The organism is Mesorhizobium sp. 43Arga (assembly GCF_053714255.1).
In genome coordinates this window covers 97,402-120,082 of record NZ_JBSKBO010000011.1, presented here as the reverse complement: position 1 = coordinate 120,082, position 22,681 = coordinate 97,402, and the positions used below count along the sequence as shown (strand labels likewise).

Annotated in this window: 22 protein-coding genes; 10 read left to right on the top strand and 12 right to left on the bottom strand. The window is 65.1% G+C overall.

Annotation, left to right across the window (positions count from 1 at the left end; translation table 11 throughout):
- The first annotated feature begins 51 nt into the window (after nt 1–51).
- From ACWGS8_RS29775 to ACWGS8_RS29765, 3 genes are all read left to right on the top strand, one after another.
- Nucleotides 52–852, top strand: coding sequence for a ParA family protein (locus ACWGS8_RS29775; RefSeq protein WP_454584363.1), 801 nt, complete (start codon nt 52–54; stop codon nt 850–852).
- A 96-nt stretch (nt 853–948) separates the two neighbouring features.
- The gene (locus ACWGS8_RS29770; RefSeq protein ID WP_454584281.1) at nt 949–1,836 is read left to right on the top strand and encodes a ParB/RepB/Spo0J family partition protein; all 888 of its coding nucleotides are present in this window, start codon (nt 949–951) and stop codon (nt 1,834–1,836) included.
- Between the two features lie 497 nt (nt 1,837–2,333).
- Nucleotides 2,334–2,957 (top strand): DUF1326 domain-containing protein, encoded by a 624-nt coding sequence (locus ACWGS8_RS29765; protein ID WP_454584280.1) that lies wholly within the window; start codon nt 2,334–2,336, stop codon nt 2,955–2,957.
- A gap of 33 nt (nt 2,958–2,990) precedes the next feature.
- Here ACWGS8_RS29765 and holA read toward each other — a convergent pair whose 3' ends face one another.
- Nucleotides 2,991–4,034 (bottom strand): DNA polymerase III subunit delta, encoded by a 1,044-nt coding sequence (holA, locus tag ACWGS8_RS29760; protein WP_454584279.1) that lies wholly within the window; start codon nt 4,032–4,034, stop codon nt 2,991–2,993.
- Between the two features lie 309 nt (nt 4,035–4,343).
- Here holA and ACWGS8_RS29755 point away from each other — a divergent pair, with 309 nt between their 5' ends.
- The 4 genes from ACWGS8_RS29755 to lpdA all read left to right on the top strand — a co-directional run bounded on the left by ACWGS8_RS29755 (nt 4,344) and on the right by lpdA (nt 9,568).
- A complete protein-coding gene (locus ACWGS8_RS29755) occupies nt 4,344–5,576 on the top strand; it encodes a thiamine pyrophosphate-dependent enzyme (protein WP_454584278.1) in 1,233 nt (410 codons plus the stop codon).
- 3 nt (nt 5,577–5,579) lie between these two features.
- Nucleotides 5,580–6,593, top strand: a complete 1,014-nt coding sequence (locus tag ACWGS8_RS29750) for an alpha-ketoacid dehydrogenase subunit beta (RefSeq protein WP_454584277.1) — start codon at nt 5,580–5,582, stop codon at nt 6,591–6,593.
- A gap of 17 nt (nt 6,594–6,610) precedes the next feature.
- Nucleotides 6,611–7,939 (top strand): dihydrolipoamide acetyltransferase family protein, encoded by a 1,329-nt coding sequence (locus ACWGS8_RS29745; protein WP_454584276.1) that lies wholly within the window; start codon nt 6,611–6,613, stop codon nt 7,937–7,939.
- A 234-nt stretch (nt 7,940–8,173) separates the two neighbouring features.
- Nucleotides 8,174–9,568, top strand: coding sequence for a dihydrolipoyl dehydrogenase (gene lpdA / locus ACWGS8_RS29740; RefSeq protein WP_454584275.1), 1,395 nt, complete (start codon nt 8,174–8,176; stop codon nt 9,566–9,568).
- Nucleotides 9,569–9,723: 155 nt separating this feature from the next.
- On the opposite strand, the gene ACWGS8_RS29735 is transcribed toward lpdA, so the two are convergent.
- A complete protein-coding gene (locus ACWGS8_RS29735; RefSeq protein WP_454584274.1) occupies nt 9,724–10,827 on the bottom strand; it encodes a saccharopine dehydrogenase C-terminal domain-containing protein in 1,104 nt (367 codons plus the stop codon).
- Between the two features lie 122 nt (nt 10,828–10,949).
- On the opposite strand from ACWGS8_RS29735, the gene ACWGS8_RS29730 reads away from it, so the two are divergent.
- Nucleotides 10,950–11,378 carry an Lrp/AsnC family transcriptional regulator gene (locus ACWGS8_RS29730; protein WP_454584273.1) on the top strand — a complete coding sequence of 143 codons (429 nt, stop codon included), beginning with the start codon at nt 10,950–10,952 and terminating at the stop codon, nt 11,376–11,378.
- Nucleotides 11,379–11,463: 85 nt separating this feature from the next.
- Here ACWGS8_RS29730 and ACWGS8_RS29725 read toward each other — a convergent pair whose 3' ends face one another.
- The 9 genes from ACWGS8_RS29725 to ACWGS8_RS29685 all read right to left on the bottom strand — a co-directional run bounded on the left by ACWGS8_RS29725 (nt 11,464) and on the right by ACWGS8_RS29685 (nt 19,773).
- Nucleotides 11,464–11,718, bottom strand: coding sequence for a DUF1344 domain-containing protein (locus tag ACWGS8_RS29725; RefSeq protein ID WP_454584272.1), 255 nt, complete (start codon nt 11,716–11,718; stop codon nt 11,464–11,466).
- Nucleotides 11,719–11,907: 189 nt separating this feature from the next.
- The gene (locus ACWGS8_RS29720; RefSeq protein ID WP_454584271.1) at nt 11,908–14,562 is read right to left on the bottom strand and encodes an FtsX-like permease family protein; all 2,655 of its coding nucleotides are present in this window, start codon (nt 14,560–14,562) and stop codon (nt 11,908–11,910) included.
- The gene (locus ACWGS8_RS29715; protein ID WP_454584270.1) at nt 14,559–15,242 is read right to left on the bottom strand and encodes an ABC transporter ATP-binding protein; all 684 of its coding nucleotides are present in this window, start codon (nt 15,240–15,242) and stop codon (nt 14,559–14,561) included. The genes ACWGS8_RS29720 and ACWGS8_RS29715 overlap by 4 nt, the downstream gene beginning before the upstream one ends.
- Nucleotides 15,235–15,897: an ABC transporter ATP-binding protein gene (locus tag ACWGS8_RS29710; RefSeq protein WP_454584269.1), complete on the bottom strand. Its 663-nt coding sequence runs from the start codon at nt 15,895–15,897 to the stop codon at nt 15,235–15,237. Before ACWGS8_RS29710 ends, ACWGS8_RS29715 begins: the two co-directional genes overlap by 8 nt.
- 1 nt (nt 15,898) lies before the next feature.
- Nucleotides 15,899–16,504 carry a hypothetical protein gene (locus ACWGS8_RS29705; RefSeq protein WP_454584268.1) on the bottom strand — a complete coding sequence of 202 codons (606 nt, stop codon included), beginning with the start codon at nt 16,502–16,504 and terminating at the stop codon, nt 15,899–15,901.
- Between the two features lie 131 nt (nt 16,505–16,635).
- Nucleotides 16,636–18,015 (bottom strand): ATP-binding protein, encoded by a 1,380-nt coding sequence (locus tag ACWGS8_RS29700; RefSeq protein ID WP_454584267.1) that lies wholly within the window; start codon nt 18,013–18,015, stop codon nt 16,636–16,638.
- Nucleotides 18,012–18,695: a winged helix-turn-helix domain-containing protein gene (locus ACWGS8_RS29695; RefSeq protein ID WP_454584266.1), complete on the bottom strand. Its 684-nt coding sequence runs from the start codon at nt 18,693–18,695 to the stop codon at nt 18,012–18,014. Before ACWGS8_RS29695 ends, ACWGS8_RS29700 begins: the two co-directional genes overlap by 4 nt.
- A gap of 99 nt (nt 18,696–18,794) precedes the next feature.
- Entirely contained in the window at nt 18,795–19,586 is a 792-nt protein-coding gene (locus ACWGS8_RS29690) for a COG4705 family protein (RefSeq protein WP_454584265.1), read from the bottom strand.
- A gap of 25 nt (nt 19,587–19,611) precedes the next feature.
- Entirely contained in the window at nt 19,612–19,773 is a 162-nt protein-coding gene (locus ACWGS8_RS29685; protein WP_454584264.1) for a hypothetical protein, read from the bottom strand.
- A gap of 360 nt (nt 19,774–20,133) precedes the next feature.
- On the opposite strand from ACWGS8_RS29685, the gene ACWGS8_RS29680 reads away from it, so the two are divergent.
- Both ACWGS8_RS29680 and ACWGS8_RS29675 read left to right on the top strand, forming a co-directional pair.
- Complete coding sequence (locus ACWGS8_RS29680; protein ID WP_454584263.1) at nt 20,134–20,769, top strand: methyltransferase family protein; 636 nt, start codon at nt 20,134–20,136, stop codon at nt 20,767–20,769.
- Nucleotides 20,770–20,798: 29 nt separating this feature from the next.
- Nucleotides 20,799–21,857 carry a peptidase C39 family protein gene (locus ACWGS8_RS29675; protein WP_454584262.1) on the top strand — a complete coding sequence of 353 codons (1,059 nt, stop codon included), beginning with the start codon at nt 20,799–20,801 and terminating at the stop codon, nt 21,855–21,857.
- 190 nt (nt 21,858–22,047) lie between these two features.
- Here ACWGS8_RS29675 and ACWGS8_RS29670 read toward each other — a convergent pair whose 3' ends face one another.
- A complete protein-coding gene (locus ACWGS8_RS29670; RefSeq protein WP_454584261.1) occupies nt 22,048–22,533 on the bottom strand; it encodes a hypothetical protein in 486 nt (161 codons plus the stop codon).
- Nucleotides 22,534–22,681 lie beyond the last annotated feature (148 nt).

Genomic DNA, 22,681 nt, shown 5'->3' with positions numbered 1-22,681 from the left:
CGACCTGTCGGGCTATTTGGCGACCCAAAAATGAATTTCTGGCATAAACCCATGATGAAGAACGGCCCCCGAATCATCACCGTAGCCAACCAGAAGGGCGGTGTCGGCAAGACCACCACCGCTATCAATCTGGCCACCGCTCTGGCCGCGATCGGCGAAAAGGTGCTGATTGTCGACCTCGATCCGCAAGGCAATGCCAGCACCGGCCTTGGCATCGACCGCAAGGACCGCACCGTCTCGTCCTATGACGTGCTGACCGGCGAACTGGAGCTGGAAGCCGCGGCCATTCCGACCGCCGTGCCAGGCCTGTCGATCGTGCCGTCGACGCTCGACCTGCTCGGCATCGAGATGGAGATCGCCTCGGCGCCCGACCGGGTGCTGCGGCTGCGCAACGCCTTGCGTGCCGCCTCGGCACGGTCGGCCGGTTTCGGCTATGTGCTGATCGACTGCCCGCCGTCGCTCAATCTGCTCACGCTCAATTCGATGGCGGCGGCCGATTCGGTGCTGGTGCCGCTGCAATGCGAGTTCTTCGCGCTGGAAGGTCTCAGCCAGTTGCTGGAAACCGTCGAGCAGGTGCGCCGGTCGATCAATCCGGAGCTCACCATCCAGGGCATCGTGCTGACCATGTATGATGGCCGCAACAATCTGGCCAATCAGGTGGTGCAGGATGTGCGGGAGCATATGGGCGACAAGGTCTATGAGACCGTCATTCCGCGCAATGTGCGTGTGTCGGAGGCGCCGTCCTACGGCAAGCCGGCGATCCTCTACGATCTGAAGTGCTCGGGCAGCCAGGCCTATCTGCAACTGGCCTCGGAAGTGATCCGCCGCGAACGTAAATTGCGCGCCGCTTGATTGGATCGGGTCCAGAATTAACAGCCGATTCGATGCCGAAACGATCCCAAGACGATTATCCAAAACAGACTTATCCAAAATAGACTTGGAATAGACATGAGCGAAGACCTTTCGAGGAAAAGACTGGGCCGTGGCCTGGCGGCACTTATCGGTGAGATCGATCGCCCGGCGGCACCGGAGAAGCCCGGCATGAGCGCCGAAGGCAAGGTGCCGATCGAGTTCGTGAGCCCCAACCCGAAAAATCCGCGCCGGCACTTTGGCGACGCCGAACTGACGGACCTTGCCCAGTCGATCCGCGAACATGGCGTGGTGCAGCCGGTGGTGGCGCGGTCGTCGCCGACGCAGGCGGGTCGCTACGAGATCATCGCCGGCGAGCGGCGCTGGCGCGCGGCGCAGCGCGCCGGGCTGACCGAGATCCCGGTCATCATCCGCGAGGTCAACGACCGCACCGCGCTCGAGCTGGCGATCATCGAGAACGTCCAGCGCACCGACCTCAACGCGGTCGAGGAAGCGTTGGGCTACCAGCAGCTGATCGACGAGCACGGCTACACCCAGGCCGATCTCGGCAATGTCATCGGCAAAAGCCGCAGCCATGTCGCCAACACGCTGCGGCTGCTGAAGCTGCCGGATGTGATCCGCGACATGCTGGTCGACGGGGCGCTGTCGGCCGGCCATGCCCGCACGCTGGTGACGGCGGAGGATCCGGCCGGCCTTGCCAAGCGCATCGTCGAGGAAGGGCTTTCGGTGCGCCAGGCCGAAGCGCTGGCGCAGATGCCGGCCGGCCCCACGCCGGCCAAGCCGAAGCAGCCGCAAGCCGTGCCGGAAAAGGATGCCGACACGCTGGCCCTGGAAAAGCTGATGACCGACACGCTCGGCATGATCGTGGCCATCGACCACAAGGGCAAGGGCGGCGAGCTGCGGGTGTCCTATCGGTCGCTGGAGCAGCTCGATGAGCTGTGCCGGAGATTGAAGCAGGAGCGGTAGTTAGCCGGCGAATGACATCAAGCGGAAGCTTGATTTGACGCAGAAAAAGCGAGGGCTGGCTGTTGGGCCAGCCCTCGTTTTGCGGCGCTGGTGACTGGCGAAATCGGCGAAACCGCCGATCCCCCCCCGTGGGGGAGATACCCGGTAGGGCAGAGGGGGGCGTCGTAGGGCGCTGCCTTGTTCATCTTAGACTGGCCGAGAACTCACCTGAAGCTGCATCGCGATTGATCGAGAAGTCGGCGGGTCAGCGCCCCCTCTGGCTTGCCAGCCATCTCCCCCACGAGGGGGGAGATGGGCCAATCGCCGACCGCAGCCCCAGCCTAACCCGCGGCTTGACAGTGCCCGGCAACGGCGTAACTTGTTTTAGACATGGCTTAAATAAATTGCCCAGGCGTGCCGGTCGCGGCGAGGGCTATTTGCCATTCCTGCAGTCGTCGTGAAATGGCACCGCCTCGCCAAAATGATATGCCGACGCGCCTGACGCATGGGAGGTGCAAATGGCAGTCCGTTGGCAATTGTCCGGAAGCTACTTCGAAAATTGCAGCTGCGATGTCGTGTGCCCTTGCCTGCTGTCCACCAAGGCGCAGCTGACATCAAAGCCGACGAAAGGCGTTTGCGACGTCGGCCTGGTCTTTCATATCGATACGGGCAATTACGGCGACGTTCGATTGGATGGGCTGAGCGTCGCGCTGGTCGCCCACACGCCGGGTCCGATGGCAGACGGCAATTGGACAGCCGCCGCCTATATCGACGAACGGGCCGATGACAGGCAGACAGAGGCGCTGGGTGCCATCTTCACTGGCGCCGCGGGCGGCCCCATGGCGGTGTTGGCACCGATGATCGGCACGAACCTCGGCGCCAGGAAGGTGCCGATAGACTACCGGATAGACGGCAAGAAGCGGTCGGCGGCGATTGCCGGCGTCATGCGGATGGCGGTCGAGCCGCTGCCGACGATGCGCGAGGACGGGCAGATGTGGGCGGCCACCGGCCATCCCGTCAATCCCGACTGGCTGGCCATGGCGATGGGGGCGCAAGGCAGCACATTCAGCGACCATGGCATGAGCTGGGACAATTCGGGCCAAAACGGACATTACGCCCCGATCAATTGGTCCGGCGAGTAGCTGTTGGCCGCACAGTACGGGAGGATTGCCCTCCTAACGCTGCCCCAGCCTCGCGCTCTCCACCGCAATGCCGAGCAGTGCCTGACGCGCCAGTGCCTCGGACAGATCGGGCCGTTTGCGGGTCTGCAGCACCGCGGTCTGCAGCCGGGTCAGCGCGCGGCTTAGCGCTTCGCTGCTCCAGCGCTCCAGTGCCTTCTCCACCAGCTTGCGCCGCGAAAAGAAAACCGGCGGGCGGGCGCCGGCGACGACCGAGGCGGCATTGCGCCCGGCGGAGTCCATCTGGCCACGCATCACCTGGATCTGCTGCAATTGGCGCATCGCCGAGGACAGCACCAGGAAGGGCGGGCCGCCGGACTGGCAGTGGCGGGTGAAGGCGGTGTCGAAGTCGCCGATCTTGCCTTCGAGCAGCGCGTCGACGGCATCGTCGAACGAGGCGCCGGAGACGTCGCCTGACATCGCCCTGACATCCTCCAGGCCGATCTCCTTCTGGCCGTGGACGTAGAGGATGAGCTTTTCGATCTCGCCGCGCGAGGCCAGCCGGTCGCCGCCGAGATTGCGACGCAGCGATTGTCTGGCCTCCAGCGTCATCGACATGCCGGCCTTGCGCAATTCGTCGTCGATGACCGTGTCGATGTCGCCGGCCTCGTCGGCGTAGCAAGGCAGCGCCATGGCGTTGTCGGCGCCCTCGACCACGGCGCGCAGGCCGACGCCCTTCTTGAGGTCGCCGGCCTCGATGAGGATGATGGCATCGCGCGCGGGCTCCGCCGTCAGCGCCTTGACGTCCTCGGCGAGCGCCTTCTGGCCGGCGGCATTGCGCACCCAGAGCAGCCGGCGGTCGGAAAACATCGGCACGGTGCGGGCTTCGTCGAGCAGGCGGCCTTCGTCACGGTCGACCTCCGAACCCTCGAGCCGGACGACGGAAAAAGGATCGTCGAGCGGCAGCCCGGTCTTTTCGGCAAAGGCTTTCGCACGCTCGGAGACGAGGCCGCGGTCGGGACCATAAAGCAGGACGATGGAGAAGCGCGCATCAGGTCGCGCGAGCCAGGAATCGACCTCGAAAGCTTTCTTCTGTGCCATGGGGGGTGGTTAGCATGGCACGGCGGCGGCGTGAACAGAGTTCGATCTCCCCCCTCGTGGGGGAGATTGGCGGCTTCAACCGCAGCGCCCGACAGTGAATCGCCTTATCTGGCGGAAACCCCTGCGCAACCTTGCGTCAAATTGCGCGCTGTCGTGAAACATCGACAAGAAATTTCGCGGACATATCTTCATCTTGGTGCGGGGAGGTTGGCTCGGCCGGCGCGGCCGGTCCGATGACCTTCGGCGAATTCGCACTGGACGCGCGGATGTGCAAATATCGGCACCAGGCAACATTGGAGGACGAAGGTCATGGCCGACGCTGGGATGTTGCGTTTTCACGTTCCGGAGCCGGAAGTGCGGCCGGGCGGCACGCCTGATTTCTCCAATGTGACCATCGCCGCGGCCGGCTCGGTGCCGCGCCCCGACATCGATGTCGATCCGCGCACAATCCGCGACATGGCCTTTTCCATCATCCGCGTGCTGAACCGCGATGGCGAAGCCGTCGGACCGTGGGCCGGGCTGCTCTCCAGTGAGGAGCTGCTGGAAGGCCTGCGCCACATGATGACTCTGCGGACCTTCGACGCCCGCATGCAGATGGCGCAGCGCCAGGGAAAAACGTCCTTCTATATGCAGCATCTCGGCGAAGAGGCGGTGAGCTGCGCCTTCCGCAAGGCGCTCGAGCCGGGCGACATGAATTTTCCGACCTACCGGCAGGCCGGCCTGCTCATCGCCGACGGCTATCCGATGGTCACGATGATGAACCAGATCTACTCGAACGAGGCCGACCCGCTGAAGGGCCGGCAGCTGCCGATCATGTATTCGTCGAAGGAGCATGGTTTCTTCTCCATCTCCGGCAATCTGGCGACGCAGTACATCCAGGCGGTCGGCTGGGCGATGGCCTCGGCGATCTCGAACGATTCCAAGATTGCGGCGGGCTGGATCGGCGACGGCTCGACGGCGGAATCCGATTTCCACTCGGCGCTGGTGTTCGCCTCCACCTACAAGGCACCCGTGGTGCTCAATGTCGTCAACAACCAGTGGGCGATCTCGACCTTTCAAGGCATTGCGCGCGGCGGCTCCGGAACCTTCGCCGCGCGGGGCCTCGGCTTCGGCATCCCGTCGCTGCGTGTCGACGGCAATGACTATCTCGCCGTGCACGCGGTGGCCAAATGGGCGGCCGAGCGCGCGCGCAAGAATCTCGGGCCGACGCTGGTCGAATATGTCACCTACCGCGCCGGGGCCCATTCGAGCTCGGACGATCCTTCCGCCTACCGGCCGAAGACCGAATCCGACGCCTGGCCGCTCGGCGACCCGATCGTGCGGCTGAAGAACCATCTGATCGGGCTCGGCGTCTGGTCGGACGAGCGCCACGCGCAGGCCGAGGCCGAAATCCTCGACACGGTGATCGCGGCGCAGAAGGAGGCGGAAAGCCACGGCACGCTGCATGCCGGCGGCAAGCCGTCGACGCGCGACATGTTCGAGGGCCTCTATGCCGAGATGCCGCCGCATCTCAGGCGCCAGCGCCAGCAGGCGGGAGTCTGAGCCATGCCGAGACGGACCATGATCGAGGCCATTCGCGATGCCATGGACGTGTCGATGGGGCGCGACGACAAGGTCGTCGTCTTCGGCGAGGATGTCGGCTTCTTCGGCGGCGTCTTCCGCTGCACGCAGGGCCTGCAGGCCAAATACGGCAAGAGCCGCTGCTTCGACGCGCCGATCAACGAATCCGGCATTGTCGGCTCGGCCATCGGCATGGCCGCCTACGGGCTGAAGCCCTGTGTGGAAATTCAGTTTGCCGACTACATGTATCCGGCCTACGACCAGCTCACCCAGGAAGCAGCACGGCTGCGCTACCGTTCAAACGGCGATTTCACCTGCCCGATCGTGGTCCGCATGCCGACCGGCGGCGGCATTTTCGGCGGCCAGACGCACAGCCAGTCCCCGGAAGCCTTGTTCACCCATGTATCCGGGCTGAAGACGGTGGTGCCGTCCAATCCGCATGACGCCAAGGGGCTGCTGATCGCAGCGATCGAGGATCCCGATCCAGTGATTTTCCTCGAGCCGAAGCGGCTCTACAATGGCCCGTTCGACGGCCATCACGACCGACCGGTGACGCCGTGGTCAAAGCATGAACTCGGCGAGGTCGCCGACGGCCATTACACCGTACCGCTCGGCAAGGCGGCGATCCGCAGGGCGGGTTCCGCTGTCACCGTGCTCGCCTACGGCACCATGGTCTATGTCGCGCAGGCCGCGGCCGAGGAGACCGGCATCGATGCCGAGATCATCGATCTGAGGACGCTGCTGCCGCTCGACCTCGACGCCATCGTCGCATCGGTCAGAAAGACCGGGCGCTGCGTCATCGTGCATGAGGCGACGCTGACCTCCGGCTTCGGCGCCGAGCTGTCGGCGCTGGTGCAGGAAAACTGCTTCTACCATCTGGAGGCGCCGGTGGCGCGGGTCGCCGGCTGGGACACGCCCTATCCGCACGCGCAGGAATGGGACTATTTCCCCGGTCCCGCCCGGGTCGGCCGCGCGCTCAAAGAAACATTGGAAGCCTAAAATGGGGGAGGCCTGACATGGGCGAACACATCATCAAGCTTCCCGATGTCGGCGAAGGCGTTGCCGAGGCCGAACTCGTCGAATGGCATGTCAAGGTCGGCGACATCGTGCGCGAGGACACCGTGCTCGCCGCCGTCATGACCGACAAGGCGACGGTCGAGATCCCTTCCCCCGTCGATGGCGAGATCCTGTGGCTGGGCGCCGAGATCGGCGACACGGTGGCGATCGGCTCGCCGATCGTGCGGCTGAAAGTGGCGGGCGAGGGCAATGTAAAGCCGCAGGGCGGCGCGGTGGAGGTGGTGGCCGCCGAGCCGCCGGCCAAGCTTCCGACGCCGAAGCCGGAGACCGCCGCGCCGGTCGCGAAGACCACGCCAAAAGCCGCTGCTCCTGAGGCGAAATCGGCTCCGGCCTTTTCGAAAGGCAGCGGGCAGAGGTCCGTTTCCGGCGCGCCGCGCCCGGAGGGTGAAAAGCCGCTGGCGTCGCCCGCCGTGCGGCTGCGCGCGAAGGAGGCCGGCATCGATCTCAGGCAAGTCGGGGGAAGCGGCCCGGCCGGCCGTATCGGCCATGAGGACATCGAGGCGTTCCTGGCGCGCGGCCCGCAGGTCGCCAAAGCATCGGGCCTCGCGCGCAACGATGCCGTCGAGGATATCAAGGTGGTGGGCTTGCGGCGCAAGATCGCCGAGAAGATGACGCTGTCCAAATCGCGCATCCCGCACATCACCTATGTCGAGGAGATCGACGTCACGGCACTCGAGGAATTGCGCGCCGCGCTCAACAAGGAGAAGCGGGCCGCCAAGGGTGCTGGAGAGAGGCCGAAGCTGACATTGCTGCCGTTCCTGATGCGGGCGATGGTCAAGGCGATCGCGGACCAGCCTCAGCTCAATTCGCTGTTCGACGACGAGGCTGGCATCATCCACCAGCATGGCGGCATCCATATCGGCATCGCCGCGCAGACGCCATCCGGGCTGGTGGTGCCTGTCGTCAAGCATGCCGAGGCACGCGACATCTGGGATTGCGGCGCCGAGGTCGTCAGGCTGGCCGAGGCGGCCAAGTCCGGCACCGCGACGCGCGACGAACTGTCCGGCTCGACCATCACCATCACCTCGCTCGGCGCCATGGGTGGCATCGCGACGACGCCGGTCATCAACCATCCGGAAGTGGCGATCATCGGCGTCAACAAGATGATGGTGCGGCCGGTGTGGGACGGGACCCAGTTCATCCCGCGCAAGATGATGAACCTGTCGTCGAGCTTCGACCACCGGGTGATCGACGGCTGGGACGCCGCGGTGTTCGTGCAGCGCATCAAGGCGCTGCTGGAAACGCCGGCGCTGATCTTTGTGGATTGAGGGTGGAATGACCGAGATGACCGCGGGCCAGCGCCCCCCTCTGCCTTGCCAGGCATCTCCCCCACAAGGGGGGAGATCGGATATCACGCCGGCTTTCGCCAAACTCCAATACTGGCGAAATGGGCGCAGCGACGAAACTGCCAATCTCCCCCCTCGTGGGGGAGATGTCCGGCAGGACAGAGGGGGGCGTGAAGGATCGCGACGGAACATTCCCTCGGATCGAAGGGTCGCAACATGAAAGAAATCTCCTGCAAGCTGCTCGTCATCGGCGCCGGTCCGGGCGGTTATGTCTGCGCGATCCGTGCCGGCCAGCTTGGCGTCGACACGGTCATCGTCGAGGTTGCGAAGCCGGGCGGCACCTGCCTCAATGTCGGCTGCATCCCGTCCAAGGCGCTGATCCATGCGGCGGAAGAGTTCGAGAAGGTCTCGCATATGGCCGGCGGCAAGAGCCCGCTCGGCATTTCTGTCGCGGCGCCCGCGCTCGATCTTGGCAAAACCGTCGCCTGGAAGGACGGCATCGTCAGCCGGCTCAACAGCGGTGTCGCCGGCCTGCTGAAGAAGGCCGGCGTCAAGACCGTGCATGGCTGGGCGACGTTCCGCGACGGCAAGACCGTCGGGGTCGAGACCGAGACGGGAAGCCAGGTGATCCGAGCGGAGACGATCGTCATCGCCACCGGCTCGGCGCCGGTGGAACTGCCATTTCTGCCCTTTGGCGGGCCTGTGATATCGTCCACGGATGCGCTGGCTTTGAGTGCGGTGCCCGGAAAACTCGCGGTCGTCGGTGGCGGCTATATCGGGCTGGAACTCGGCATGGCCTTCGCCAAAATGGGCGCCAAGGTGACTGTGGTCGAGGCCTTGCCGCGCCTGCTGGCGCAGTATGACGCCGAACTGACCCGGCCCGTGGTGAAACGGCTTGCCGCGCTCGGCATCGAGGTGATGCTGGGCGCCAAGGCCAAGGGGCTGTCGACAAAACGCGATGCGCTGCTGGTCGAGACGGCGGACGGCAAGAATGCGAAGGTTTCCGCCGACAGGATCCTGGTGACGGTCGGCCGCAAGCCGGTGACCGAAGGCTGGGGCCTCGACCAGATCGACCTCGACATGTCAGGCAAGTTCATCCGGATCGACGACCAGTGCCGCACCTCGATGCGCGGCATCTACGCCATCGGCGACGTCACCGGCGAGCCGATGCTGGCGCATCGGGCGATGGCGCAAGGCGAAATGGTCGCCGAGATCGTCGCCGGCCACAAGCGCAGCTGGGACAAGCGCGCGATCCCCGCCGTGTGCTTTACCGATCCTGAGCTGGTGACGGTCGGGCTGTCACCCGAGGAAGCCAAGGCCCAAAGCGAGATCACGGTCGGGCTGTTCCCGTTCGCCGCCAACGGTCGCGCCATGACCAAGCTCGGCGAGGATGGATTCGTCCGCGTCGTCGCCCGCGCCGACAACCATCTGGTGGTCGGCATCCAGGCGGTCGGGCAGGGGGTGTCGGAGCTGGCGGCGGCGTTCGGCCTGGCGCTGGAGATGGGGGCGCGGCTGGAGGACATCGCCGGCACCATCCATGCGCACCCGACGCAAGGCGAGGGGTTCCAGGAAGCGGCGCTGAAGGCGCTGGGCCACGCGCTGCATATTTAGAGCTTTACCCTCCCCCTTGTGGGGAGGGTCGATCCGCGAAGCGGAGCGGGGTGGGGTCTTCTCCGATCGTCGGCGCTCACCCCCGCCCCGTCTCCCAATCTCCGCCTCGCTCCGATTGAGAGCCGACCCTCCCCACAGGGGGGAGGGTGAAAAGCTCACCCCGCCAGCCGGCTCACCATCTCATGCTGCGCATAGGCCCGGCCGAAACGATTGGCCAGAAAAGCATCCAGCGCGATGTCTTCCTGCTTGACGAAACCCGTCGCCGGCAGGCTGCCGTCGGCCAGCATGTCGAGAACGGCGCAGATGCCGGACGCGGTGGTGATCTGGATGGCGCTGCGCAGTTGGTTGCCGACGCGCTGCGAATAGATCTTGTTGGCGTAGGTTTCCTGCAGCAAGCGGCCGTTGCGGCGGCCGGAGACGGTGACGAAGACGATGACCACGTCCTGTAGCGTCGCCGGCAGCGCGCTCTCAAAAATGTCCTTCAGCACGTCGCGGCGGTGGCGCAGGCCGAGATCGTTGAGCAGCGCCTTCATGATCGCGGCGTGGCCGGGGTAGCGGATGGTGCGGTAGTTCAGCGTGCGCACCTTGCCCTTCAGCGTCTCGGCCAAGGTGCCGAGCCCGCCGGACGTGTTGAACGCCTCATAGGTGACGCCGTCGAGCGAGAATTCCTCGCGCTCTTCCAGCGGCGGCACTTCGATCAGCTCACCCTCGACGATCGCCTCGCAGGGCTCGCAATATTCGTTGATGACGCCGTCGGTGCTCCAGGTCAGATTGTAGTTCAGCGCATTGGACGGGTACTGCGGCAGCGCGCCGACGCGCATGCGCACGCTTTCCAGCGTGTCGAAGCGGCTGGCGAGATCATTGGCGACGATCGAGATGAAGCCCGGCGCCAGCCCGCATTGCGGGATGAAGGCGGTCTTGGCCGAACGCGCCAGTTCCTTGACGCGGCGGGTCGAGACGACATCCTCGGTCAGGTCGAGATAATGCACGCCGGCACTGGCCGCCGCTTCGGCGATGCGCGTGGTGAGATGGAAGGGGGCGGCGCTCAGCACGGCGAACTTGCCGGCAAGCGTTGCTTCCAGCGCGCCGGGCGCCGCGATGTCGAGTTCGAGTGTCTCGACGCCGGCGGGGACTTCGGCCGCGGCAAGCTGTGCCGCCGAACGGTCGACGAGGGTGACGCGGTAGTCGCCTGTTGCGGCGAGCATTCCGGCGATGGTCGAGCCGATCTTGCCGGCGCCGACGATAACGATGTTGTTCATGGCCAAATACCCCTGCCAGTTTCAAGTTGGCAGAATCATCGCAGCTTGCCTGTCGAAAGGAAGCGTGGAATCTGGCAGAGTGAACCCCTTTTCTAGCCGATCCGCCGACGGAGTTCGTCGAAATGCTCAGTGAAGCCGAACAAGCCCTACTTTCCCTGCTGCGCGCCAACGCCCGCGCCTCGACGGCTGAACTGGCGCGGCGGCTCGGCGTGTCGCGCACCACGGTGCAGAGCCGGATAGAGCGGCTGGAACAGCGCGGCATCATCTCAGGCTACGGCGTCAAGCTCTCCGCCGACTATGAGCAGGGCCTGGTCAAGGCGCATGTGCTGCTCACCGTGACGCCCAAGCTCGCCGACAAGGTGGTGCGCGCGCTGCAGGCGCTGCCGCCGGTCAGGACGCTGCATTCGGTCAGTGGCAATTTCGACATGATCGTCGTTGTCGACGCCCCGTCGATCCGCGACCTCGACGCACTGCTCGACCAGATCGGCGCCATGGACGGTGTCGAGCGGACCTCGTCGTCGATTATTTTGTCGACACGGATTGATCGGTGAGCGGGCTTTTGAGGACGATGGCGCCCGGCACGTTGCATTGAGCCCGGCGGAGGACCGAGCCGCTCCCGGCTCGGTCCCATTCCCTCTATTTAGCCGGCTGGATGCTCGATGCCGCCAGCTTGCCGGCCTTGGCCGAATAGGTCACCACCACCTTCTCGCCGACCTTCAGCGACTCGGCCTCGATGCCTTCCGGCAGGACGAAGGTCTTGCCGTCGGAAAGCGTGATCGAGTCGCCCTTCTTGTCGATGCTGGCAATGGTGCCGGTGGCCGCCTTGGCGAAAGCACTGGTCGAGGATACGACGGCGAGTATCATTGCGGCTGCGATAGCTGACTTCTTCATGGTCTTTTTCCTGTTTGACTTGGTTGTGGAGCCGCTGGCCCTTGGCCTGGAGCGGCTCCGGTATCCGGGCCGTTTGGCCGCCGGATCTGTCTCGTCGTTTTGCTTTAGCGAGAGACAAAACGAGCTTAGGCCGTGGAGTTGGCGAGGGGCTGGCCGCGAGTTTACAAATAGGTAAGTCGACGCCCGGCCTCACAAATCGCGCAGCTGTTCCGCTGCCTGTTGCGCCGACGGCTTGGCGGACCAAACGGCGGCAGCCACCGAAGCGGCGACGAGACCGAGCATGACCGCCAGATAAAGCCAGGGGATCGACAGTGCTTCGGGTGGCGGATCGAAAACGCCGGTCAGCAGCTTGACCAGCATCCACGCCGTCAGCAGGCCTGAAAGCAGGCCGAACGTCATGCCGCCAACGAGGATGAGCAGACCTTCGCTCCACAGGAAAGCGGCGAGCTGGTGCGGTTTGGCGCCGATCGCGGCCAGGATGGCGAAAGGCCGGCGACGCTCGAAGAACCCCAGCGCCAGCATCAGCCCGGCGGCCGCCGCGGCCATGACGACGGCGAAACCCAACTCGATTGTCGTCAATCCGCCGAGATCGACCGCGGTCAGGCTTGAGCCGATGAGATGTGCGGCCTGGCCGATATCGGCCACCTTCAGCGACGGATCGGAGGTCAGCGCCGACGAAACCTGCCGGGCCAATGCGGCAGGATCGGCCCTGGCCCGCATGAGCACGTATTCGGACGCATCGGAGCCGGTCATCCGGGCCACATAGGCCGAATTGGCGACGAGGAAGGAATCCTTTGGCGCGGTCGGAAATTCGCGGGCGACGCCGATGAACCTGAAGGCCACGGGATGATACTGGTGATCCCTGGCATCGATGAGCCTCAAATTGATCGTATCGCCCTGCTGGAGCTGGAAATCCTGTACGGTCTCTTCCGAGACCAGAACGCCGTCCGGCGTCGCGGCGAGCAGGGCGAGCGTGCCGGCCGCGCCGGCGCCACTGAAATAGGCATCGGAAAGACCGGTGGCGCGTCCGATGTGGGCGGGATCGATGCCGTAGAGGTCCTGCAGGTCCGCGCCGACATAGGCAAAACGATGCTGCATGGGCTCGGCCGCCGCCGCTTCGGGCAGCGAGGCAAGTGCCGCAAGGTGCGCTCCGGCCGGTCTGTCCGTCGTGCCGAAGACAGTGACGTCGGAACCATTCGTGAGCTCGGCGTCGATGCGCGCCTGGGCATTGTAGGTGGTGTTGAAGATGGCGGTCGATGTGGCGAAGGAGATCGCCAGCGCGGTCATCGCAATGCCGATCGTCAGCCGCCCCGCTTGCCGCGACAGGGCGGCCGATACAATGGGCGCCAGTGCCCCCGATGCCGGGGCAACGATCGTTCGCAGGAGCGCGCCATTGCGGGCGATCACCGTGGCCGACAGCCTGATCGTCAGCAGCGCCATGCCGAGCCAGAACAAGGCCGGCGCGACGAATGCCTTGTAGTCCACCGCTGTCGCCGCCACGCCTTCGGGCGCAAGAACGATCTGGTATCCGGTGCTCGCCGATTGCCAGAAGAACAATTCCGCCGCGGCGAGCAGCAGAATGTCCAGCCACAGGCGCTGCCAGAGCGGCGCGCCAGCCCGGCTCACGGTCCGCCGCGCCGCGGTCACGGTCGCCCAGCGCGCGTCCCGCAAGGCCGGGTAGAGAAAGGCGATGAACCCGACCAGAAGCCCGAACAAGGCGACAAGGAGCAGCGCCGGCACGTTGACGCCAAGCACCCCCTCGAGACCCGGAACGATGATGGCAAGCAGCGATGCCGCGGCCATGCCGATCACGGTGCCAACAATGGCCGCGACGGCGGCTTCCGTGGCGGACAGAAGCAAGACGGCTTTGGTCGTCGCGCCACGGACGCGAAGCAGCGCCTGCTCCGTGCGCCGGCGCGCCGCACCGGACGCCGTGACGGCAAAGGTAAGGGCAACCGCCAGCGCGACACCGGGCAGCCCGAGAAACAGAAACAGGACGGAGGCGTACAGCGCATCCTCGCGGACCGCCCCGAGGCGCGAACCGAGATTGTCGGCCACCAGGGCCTGACCGGCGACCCGCACCTCGAGATTGTGCTGGGCGGCGGTGACAAAAGTATAGGCCGTGACGGGATCCGGCGGCAGCGCCTTGTGGGCCAGCCGCACATGCAATTGCAGTCGGGTGGTGTCGGGGCGCGCCTTATGCTGCGGATCGAACAATTGCCGCCAGGCTTCCTGTGGCAGAATGAGGACATTGTCGGGCGGAGCCTGCGGCGCTGCCTGGGGCGGCAGGCCAACGGCCTGGAACAAAGCGTCGGCGTCCGGAAGGTCGACGACGCCGGCAATCCTGACCTCCGCCGGCGGCAGGCCGATCCGCTGGATCGAGACAGCGTCGCCAGGACCGACATGGAGGTTGGCGGCTGTCTGCTGGGCAATCAGCGCGCCGTCGAGGGTGCCGGAAAGCGGGCGGATTTCCGCCGGGAAATCGCTGGAATACCGGTTGTCGAAAGCAACCGCCTGGCCAGGCCCCGTGGTCTGGGTCGTGCCGCCGGTCCGTGCCTCGAAGCCGGCGACATCGGCATAGCGGACCTGATGCACGGCCGTGACCGGAGCAGCGTCCGTCAGCGCCTTGCCGACGAGGTCGGGATCGGCACCGGAAATCATTTGCACCTGCCAGTCGATTGGAACCGCCGATACGGCCCGCACGGTCATCGATGCCCCGGCGTTGGCGAGGAAGAGCGCCATCGCCGCGAGCAGGGCGACCGTCAGCGCGATGCCGGCGGCAGCACCGGCCACGCGCAGGAAGCGGCGGGCAAGCACACCCCGAATCCACAGCAGGACGATCATGCGGCCGCCGCCCCTGGCCGGTGCCCGGTGGTGAGCCGGCCGTGATCCATAACCCAGCGCGTCGCCATGCGGTTGGCCACGGCTTCGTCATGTGTGGCAACGACCAGGGCGATGCCGGTGTCTTCCAGGCGGTCGAACACGGCGTCGAAGAAACGCAGCGCCGTTCGGCTGTCCAGCTGCCCGGTCGGTTCATCGGCCAGCACAAGCTTCGGACCCATGGCCAGAGCGCGCGCCATGGCAATGCGCTGGGCCTGGCCGCCGGACAGTTCTTCCGGCAGCTTGTCGCCGAGTTCGCCAAGACCGAACGATTGCAGAAGCGATGCCCCGATGTCGTCGGCGCCGGCATACTCGCCGGCCAGCAGCATGGGCAGGCCGATATTCTGGACCGCGGTGAGGGCCGGAAACAGGCTGGGCGACTGGAACACGAAGCCGATCTGGCGCGGCCTCAGAGTTTCGAATGAACCGAGTCCGGGCCATTCGACGGTGCCGGCCGTCGGCCGGTCGAGGCCGCCAAGAATATGCAGCAGCGTCGTCTTGCCGCTGCCCGAAGGTCCGACGAGCGCGATGCGCGCACCCGACGCGATCTCGCAGTCGACATCGCGCAGCGCGCTGATCCGGCCGGCGTTGCCATCGCGGAAGTCCCGCCCGAGGCCTTTCGCGACAACGAGCGTTTCAGCCACGGACGATCCTCCCATCCTTCAGCCTGATGATGCGATCGGCCCTCTGCGCCAGCACCTTGCTGTGGGTGGCCAGCAGTGTCGCCAGTCCGGCGTCGCGCCTCGCCTCGAAATGGGCGATCAGCCGGGATTCGGTCTCGCTATCGACCTCCGCGGTCGGCTCGTCGGCAATCAGGATGGGCGGGTCGGCGGCCAGCGCCACGGCAAGGCCGGCGCGCGCGGTCTCGCCGCCGGACAGCTCGGTCGGAAAAGCGCGGGCGCGATGCGACAGGCCGACACTTTCCAACAGGCCGGCGATTCGCCGGTCGTCCGGCTTGTTCGCCAGCAGCATTTGCAATCGAAGGTTCTGCTCGACGTTCAGGTGGCCAAACAGGTTTCCGGACTGCAGCAGAATGCCGAAGCTGGCGGCGCGAACGCGCGTGCGATGCGCCTCCGGTCGCCGCGTCAGCCGGACGCCGCCCACCTCGACATAGCCGCCATCCGGTTCATCGAGGCCGGTCACGCAAGCCAGCAAGGTGGATTTGCCGCTGCCGGAAGGCCCGACCAGGGCGACGATCTCGCCGGCGGCGACATGGAAACTGACGCCTCGCAAGGCGGCCGTCTCGTCGTCGCCGATATGGAAAAAGCGGTAGATCTCATGCGCGTCCAGCGCGTGCATCTCACTTCCACCGGAACGAGTTGGACATCAATTGCCACTGGTCGACATTGTCGGCGCCCTTGGGCGCATAAAGTTCGAGCGCAACGAGCTTGCCGTCCTTGAAATAGAGGTAGCGCTCGTTTTCGAGGCGAACCTGCCGGTTGGTTACCGCGTTCGGTTCGGAGTTCGAGGTGTAGACGATGCGGATCGCGGTGCCGGCCGGCAGCTTGACCTGCTTGACCGCGCTGACCTTCACAGCGCGCCCGGCGGCCTCGAGCTTCGCGACATAGTCCGCCTTGGCGCTGTCGACTGTGGGCGCGGCGTCCGCCTTGGAAACCGAGACAACGACGCCATCCAGCTTGTCGACGAAGCTGGCGCCGTCGGCACGGTCCGACCGTGCCCAACCCTCCGGTACCTTCAGGGCGAACCCTTGCGGCGAGGTGTAGTCGATAAAGACCTGCGAATCGGGAATGTCGCCCGGCGGGTTCTTCTCCGGCTGGACGGGCTTCTCGGCGGCCGAGGCCGGCAGGCTGCCAAGCACCGGAGCCAGGAGAGCTGTCGTGCCGAGGCACACCGCGACGGCGAGAGCGGGCAAGATGCCGGTGGTTTTCCGAAAAAAGTCTTTCATTTTCCGCGGCCTTTCGATGGACGGTCAGGTCCATTCATTATGCCGCTGCAAGCTTACGGGCGGGTCGCCGGCCGCATACCCTTTCGTAAGCTATTGGCGCTTTGGCAAGTTTCCGGCGCCAGCTCTCGGCCCTATGACGCCGCCGACCTTACCAGCGGAAAGCTCACCACCACCGCGAGGCCAGGCTGACAATCGTCAAGGGCGATGGATGCGCCATGCAAATCCGCAATGGCCCGCACCAGGCTGAGGCCAAGGCCGTTGCCCGGCGTCGAGCGGCTGTGGTCCAGCCGGTAGAGTCGCTGAAACACCCGTTCGCGCTCGTCCGGAGGAATGCCGGGTCCATTGTCGGCGACGCTGGCGAGGACACGCTCGCCTTGCCGCTTCACCGACAGTTTGATGGTCGTGCCGGGCGGGCAATGGCGCAGCGCATTCTCGACCAGATTGGCGAACATCTGCGTCAACAGTTCCCGGTCGCCGTGGATCGGGTCCGCCGTTTCGTTCAATTGGGCGGGCGACAGCACTTTTCCGTCGTCTTCAGCAACGCCGGTGTAGATCTCGGCAATGATTTGCAGGATTTCGTCGAGGTCGAGATCGGTAAAGCGTGCCTTGCGCGCACCGGCCTCGATCTGGGCGATCCGCAGCAGCGCATCGAAGGTCTCGTTGATCTGGTAGCCCTCGGCGCGGGCATCGGCCAGATCGTCGGAGACGTCCTGATCCCGCGCTGCCTTGTCGGCGGCGCCTTCCAGGATCATCTGCAGGCGATTGAGTGGCGTTTTCAGGTCGTGCGCGATGTTGGCGCTGACCTGTTTCATGCCGTCGACCAGCGCCGACAGGCGGTCGAGCGCCGCATTGACCTGGCTGGAGACGACATCGATGTCGTCGCCATTGCCGGTCAACGGAATGCGGGTATCCAGCCGTCCATGCGAAACATCGACCATGGTGGCGGCGATGCCGTCGAGGCGGCGCTGGACGCGGGAGGCGAGCAGGGCGCCGCCTGCGATCGCCAGCCCGGTGATGATCAGCGTTCCCCAGCCGAAGCTCATCAGCACCACCGTTTCCAGCTCCTCTGTCTCGGAAAGGCTGAAGGCGATCGTGAGGTTGTTGCCGCCGATCGAGCCGGAAAAGGCTCTATACGCTGAGCCCGAAGGCACACCGGGCATTTCGGCATCGAACATCGAGAAGCCATCGGGAAGCCCGGCCGCTGTGAAGTTGCCGGCCAGATGCTTTCCCGCTGCGTCGGTCAATGAAAAGAGCTGTTCCTTCTTGGGGCTGAGTTGCGAATGGCTTTCGACCGTGGAAACCAGGTCCTCGATGTCGCTCTCGGTATAGGTCGCCGTCACGATCGAGTAGGTTTCCCTAATGGTTTCATCGAGCCGTTCGGCAAGATCGGCGCTCATCATCCGGTAGACGATGGCACCCGAAAGCACGAAAGCCAGCACGAACAGGAAAGCGAACGTCAAGGCAAGCCGGAACGGCGTGCTGCGCAGCAGGCGAGACCAGCTTCCGGTCATGGCGCAAGCGGCGCGTGCAGGCTGTAGCCGGTGTTGCGGATGGTATGGATCAGCTGGGCCTCGAACGGCTTGTCGACCTTGGCCCGCAGCCGGCTGATATGGGTCTCGACGACACTGGTCTTGGGATCGAAATGAAAGTCCCAGACGCGCTCCAGAAGCATGGTGCGGGTGATGACGCGGCCCTCGCCGCGCATCAGCACCTCGAGCAGGCTGAATTCGCGCGGCTGCAGGTCGATCGGCTGGCCCTGGCGCGTGACACGCCGCATGATGAGGTCCATTTCGAGGTCGGCGACCCGCAGCACCGTCTTCTGCTCCTGTGCCGCCGGCCTGCGGCCAAGCGCGTTGATGCGGGCAAGCAGCTCGGAAAAGGCGAACGGCTTGACCAGATAGTCGTCGCCGCCGGCCTCCAGCCCCTCGACGCGGTCGTCGATGCCGCCGACGGAGGTGAGGAAGATCGCCGGCGTGCGCACGCCGGCCGCGCGCACCGCCTTGACCATCGACAGGCCGTCGAGACCCGGGATCATACGGTCGGCGACGATCACGTCATAGCTGCCGGTGGTGGCGGCGAAAAGCGCGTCATGACCGTTGCGCAGGAGGTCGCAGACATGGCCGGCCTCGGTCAGTCCCCTGACGATATAGTCCGCTGTCTTGTGGTCGTCCTCGACAAGAAGAAGTCGCATCGCTGTTCCGGTTGATCGCCGATATCGGGCACAGGCTATCACCGGCACGGCCCCGTTCCTAGGATGGCCGGGTAGCGCTTTCCCTACCTTCGTCAAGGTTCAGTCCGACTCCAGCAGGATCTCGTCGGCATCGTCGGCGGTTTTCTTCAGCGTCATGTAGAGGACGAGTGCCGCGATGCAGCCCAGGAAGATCAGGCTGGTGAAGGTGGCGCCGAAGCCGAGGCCGCCATATTCGACCGGCTGCGACAGAAGATCGCCGAAGGAGGCGCCGAGCGGGCGCGTCAGGATGTAAGCCAGCCAGAAGGCGAGGATGGCGTCGAGGTTAATGAGATAATAGGCAAGCGCGATCAGCGCGATGACGCCGCCGAACATAAGGCCTGACGCGAGATAGCCCATGTCGAAACTCTCGGCGATGAGGTCGCCGGCGGCGGTTCCGAGCGAGAAGGTGAACAGGATCGCCAGCCAGTAGAAGATCTCGCGCCTCGTCGTGAAGATGGTATGGATCGACAGTGTCCGCTCGCTGGCGTACCAGACCGCGAACGTCGCCACGAGCGCGACCGAAAAGGCAATCGTCGTCGTCTGCAGGCGCACGCCGAAAGTGTCGACGAGGTTGTCGGTGATCAGCGTGCCAACGACGCTGATCAGCACCACTGCCAGCCAGTAGGCCCACGGCACATAGCGCTTTTGCGCGAACTGCAGGCCAAGGGCGACGATCAGCACGCCGGTCATGATCAGCGAGGTGACGGTCAGCCCGAGCCCGAGATTGACGGCGAGATAGTCGGCCGCCGTCTCGCCCATGGTGACCGCCATCAGCTTGATCAGCCAGAAATCGAGCGTAACCTCCGGAACCCTGTTCTGGCTCGGTCCGGCGGTTTTGTTGGGAGAGAGCATGGCGGCCGTCCTCATGGTTGCCGGATCACTTGCCCATGACCTTCATGGCCTGGGCGAAGAACTCGTCGGCGCGCTTGTCGTCGTCGGCATTGCAGCGTTCGATGCCCTTGGTCTCCAGCTCCGAGACCTTGTTCTTGTCGGCGTCGTTGAGCTTGGCTGCCGCTTCAGCGGCACGAAGGGCCTTCAAACTTTCCTCACAAGGCGCGGGGGCCGCATAAGCGGTGGAAATTGCTGCCGAGACAGCGAGGGTCCCCACTGCGATGGCAAGTGAAAATCTTCTCATGAAACCATTCCCTATCTGATGCCGGTGGTCCGGCTGCGGTAATTGAAGCCGGCCCCTAACTGGCGGACCGGCATCCGAACGATAAGGAAGCGACTTCACTCCAGCCTGTCCCGGGGCATACAAATTCGTAAGGATGGCCGTGATTGGCGCGTAAGGCCTTTACGAACGCCGCGCGCTGCGCTGATAGAAGTCGACCGCCTTGTATCCGCCATCAATGGCGCGCCCCAGTGGCTGAACCCGTAATCCGTGCCCAGGAAAACACGAATGAGCTATGCCTCCCTCAAGCCGGCTTCACAGGCCTTCGTGCAGCGCAAGCGGCTGATCTTCGTTCGGGTGGCGGCGGTGCTGGCGGTGCTGCTGCTGTTCATCACCAAGCCGGCGCTCAGCGAGGGCTCGAATGGACACGAAACGCTCGAATTCCTCGGCTTCTGCCTGGTGCTCGCCTGCGTTGCCGGCCGGCTGTGGAGCATCCTCTATGTCGGCGGCAAGAAGAACGAGGAGCTGGTTTCGACGGGGCCGTTCTCGATGAGCCAGAACCCGCTCTATTTCTTCTCGACGGTGGGCGCGGTCGGCATCGGTCTGCTTTACGGCTCGCTGGTGGCGGCAGCCGTGCTTGGCGTGGCCAGCTTTCTCATCTTCCGCGTCACGGCGCGCAAGGAAGCCGAATACCTGCTGGGGAAGTTCGGCCCGGCCTATACGGCCTATATCAAGGCGACGCCGCGCTTCTGGCCAAACCCGCTGCTTTACCGCGACGACGACCAGTTGCAGTTCTCGCCGCGCGCGCTCAAGCGCACCTTCTATGACGGGCTCTATTTCCTCGCCATCTTCCCGGCCATCGAACTGATCGAGTATTTGCGGGAGACGGGCCTGCTGTTCCCGGCCTTCTTCACGCTGTACTGATCGGCCGTTGTCCGGCTAATTTGCGGGTCATGCAGCACTTCGAAGAGCCTGTCGTATCGGCTGAAGGCGGTGTGACAGTGTTCACGACCGAGCACGCGGCCGTCTGGGCCGAGCTGATCGCGGCGGTGCCGGCCGAGACCGGCGATCGGCTGGCGGCGCTGCGGAAGGTTGCCGGTGTCACCGGCGTGGCGCAACACGGAGACGGCCGCCCGCAAGCGTTCGTGCTCGGCCAGCGCCGGCTGGCGGCTGCAATGATGCGCATTGCACTGTTCTGGTCGGCTCCGAACGTCATCGCGGGTGACGGCTCGCGCCTGCTTGAGGCCTTGGAGAAGGAGGCGCTTGCGCAAGGCGTGCTCTGCCTGCGCGCCGACGAGGATACGGTGCAGCAAATCGGCGGCCATTGGCAGCGCCGCGACGGCTTCCTGCAGCGCTGGATCGGCTGCGACCCGACCCGCCGGCAGGTTCCGCCATCCTGGCCGCAGACGGCGGGTTTTACCTGCGGGCCGTCGGCGCTGGCCATGGCGATGGCCGGGCTAGACCAGGCCTTGCGGCCGGACCGGGCGCTGGAGGTCGAGCTCTGGCGCGAGGCGACCACCATCATCGGCCCAAGCGGCCCGGGCGGCTGCGACCCCTACGGCCTGGCGCTGGCGGCGCACCGGCGCGGCCTGCGGGTCGAAATCTTCATGAGCAGCGCCGAACCGATCTTGCTCGACCGGGCCAGCTCGGAGGAAAGGCGCGGGCTGATGAGCTTCGTGCAGGCCGGTTTCAAGCGCGAGGCCGAAGTCGCGTCATTGCCGATCGAGACGCGCGCCTTTGTCGTCGAAGAAATCGGCCAGGCGCTCGATCGCGGCCTTCTGGCGCTGGTGCTGATCGACCAGGCGCCGATGATGGGCCACACCTGCCCGCACTGGGTGCTCGTCCACGACCATGGCGACGGCGTCTATTTCCTCAACGATCCCTGGATCGAGCCCGACCGGCTCGAACAGCCTATGGATGTCGTCGACCTCCCGGTCAGGGCGGCGGATCTCGACCGGATGGCCTGGTACGGCAATCCGGCCTACCGCGCCGCGGTGCTGGTCGGGCGATAACGGCTTGGGGGATTGGTGGAGGCTTCCCATTGCTTCGTCATCCCCGGGTCTTCGCGACGCCGCTACGCGGCTGCTTCGCCCGTGGATGACGAAGTCGGGAAGGCGCGGCTAATCCCGAACGTCTATGATAAGCCGACCACGAATGACGGATCCTGTCGCCACGGCCTTCAACCCGCCCCGCTTGGCGTTCTCAGGCTCCCAGCGGATAGGGCATGTAGCCGACGAAGCCGGCGATCTTCCAGCTGCCTTCGACCTTCCGACAAAAATACAGCGTCTGCCATTTCAGCCGGTCGACGCTGCCATCCGCCTTGGCGATGGAGCCGTCGAATTTCTTGTGCAGCACGGCGCGGTCGCCGTCGACATCGATGTCGCGCAGATTGGTGACGCGAAAAATCGCCTCGCGCAGCGGCTCGGCGAATTTGGTCGCCGCCGTTTCCCTGGCCTGGCGCAGCCACTCGTCGCGATAGATCTCCAGCCTCGGAAACTGCAGCCGCCAGGCATCGGCATTGGCGAGGAAATGCGCATGCATGCCGAAGAAGCTTTCGGCGATGAAATCGTGCTCGACCATGGACCAGTCCTGGCCGATGAAGGCGTCGATGTCGCGCCGCACCAGCATCTCCCACAGCGCATGGCGGTCGGCATCGCCCGAAGGAAACGGGTTCTTGTCGAAGGTCATTCTCGGTTTCTCCGGTCTCGCGCAGGCGTCTGTCGCCGCGGCCTGGAAGCCGTCCGGCAGGTGCGCACGATGCAAGCGCTCCTGTAATAAAGCAACACAGACTTTTTCCGAAGAATGTTGCTTTCCAACAAGGACCCTATCGGGACCG

Bases quoted from the DNA above. Each gene is read 5' to 3' on its own strand.
- ACWGS8_RS29730 (WP_454584273.1), top strand. From the start codon at position 10,950: ATGCTCAGTGAAGCCGAACAAGCCCTACTTTCCCTGCTGCGCGCCAAC.
- ACWGS8_RS29765 (WP_454584280.1), top strand. From the start codon at position 2,334: ATGGCAGTCCGTTGGCAATTGTCCGGAAGCTACTTCGAAAATTGCAGC.
- ACWGS8_RS29750 (WP_454584277.1), top strand. From the start codon at position 5,580: ATGCCGAGACGGACCATGATCGAGGCCATTCGCGATGCCATGGACGTG.
- ACWGS8_RS29775 (WP_454584363.1), top strand. From the start codon at position 52: ATGATGAAGAACGGCCCCCGAATCATCACCGTAGCCAACCAGAAGGGC.
- ACWGS8_RS29735 (WP_454584274.1), bottom strand. From the start codon at position 10,827: ATGAACAACATCGTTATCGTCGGCGCCGGCAAGATCGGCTCGACCATC.
- holA (WP_454584279.1), bottom strand. From the start codon at position 4,034: ATGGCACAGAAGAAAGCTTTCGAGGTCGATTCCTGGCTCGCGCGACCT.
- ACWGS8_RS29680 (WP_454584263.1), top strand. From the start codon at position 20,134: ATGAGCTATGCCTCCCTCAAGCCGGCTTCACAGGCCTTCGTGCAGCGC.
- ACWGS8_RS29720 (WP_454584271.1), bottom strand. From the start codon at position 14,562: ATGATCGTCCTGCTGTGGATTCGGGGTGTGCTTGCCCGCCGCTTCCTG.
- lpdA (WP_454584275.1), top strand. From the start codon at position 8,174: ATGAAAGAAATCTCCTGCAAGCTGCTCGTCATCGGCGCCGGTCCGGGC.
- ACWGS8_RS29675 (WP_454584262.1), top strand. From the start codon at position 20,799: ATGCAGCACTTCGAAGAGCCTGTCGTATCGGCTGAAGGCGGTGTGACA.
- ACWGS8_RS29755 (WP_454584278.1), top strand. From the start codon at position 4,344: ATGGCCGACGCTGGGATGTTGCGTTTTCACGTTCCGGAGCCGGAAGTG.
- ACWGS8_RS29705 (WP_454584268.1), bottom strand. From the start codon at position 16,504: ATGAAAGACTTTTTTCGGAAAACCACCGGCATCTTGCCCGCTCTCGCC.
- ACWGS8_RS29670 (WP_454584261.1), bottom strand. From the start codon at position 22,533: ATGACCTTCGACAAGAACCCGTTTCCTTCGGGCGATGCCGACCGCCAT.
- ACWGS8_RS29695 (WP_454584266.1), bottom strand. From the start codon at position 18,695: ATGCGACTTCTTCTTGTCGAGGACGACCACAAGACAGCGGACTATATC.
- ACWGS8_RS29745 (WP_454584276.1), top strand. From the start codon at position 6,611: ATGGGCGAACACATCATCAAGCTTCCCGATGTCGGCGAAGGCGTTGCC.
- ACWGS8_RS29725 (WP_454584272.1), bottom strand. From the start codon at position 11,718: ATGAAGAAGTCAGCTATCGCAGCCGCAATGATACTCGCCGTCGTATCC.
- ACWGS8_RS29770 (WP_454584281.1), top strand. From the start codon at position 949: ATGAGCGAAGACCTTTCGAGGAAAAGACTGGGCCGTGGCCTGGCGGCA.
- ACWGS8_RS29700 (WP_454584267.1), bottom strand. From the start codon at position 18,015: ATGACCGGAAGCTGGTCTCGCCTGCTGCGCAGCACGCCGTTCCGGCTT.
- ACWGS8_RS29690 (WP_454584265.1), bottom strand. From the start codon at position 19,586: ATGCTCTCTCCCAACAAAACCGCCGGACCGAGCCAGAACAGGGTTCCG.
- ACWGS8_RS29710 (WP_454584269.1), bottom strand. From the start codon at position 15,897: ATGCACGCGCTGGACGCGCATGAGATCTACCGCTTTTTCCATATCGGC.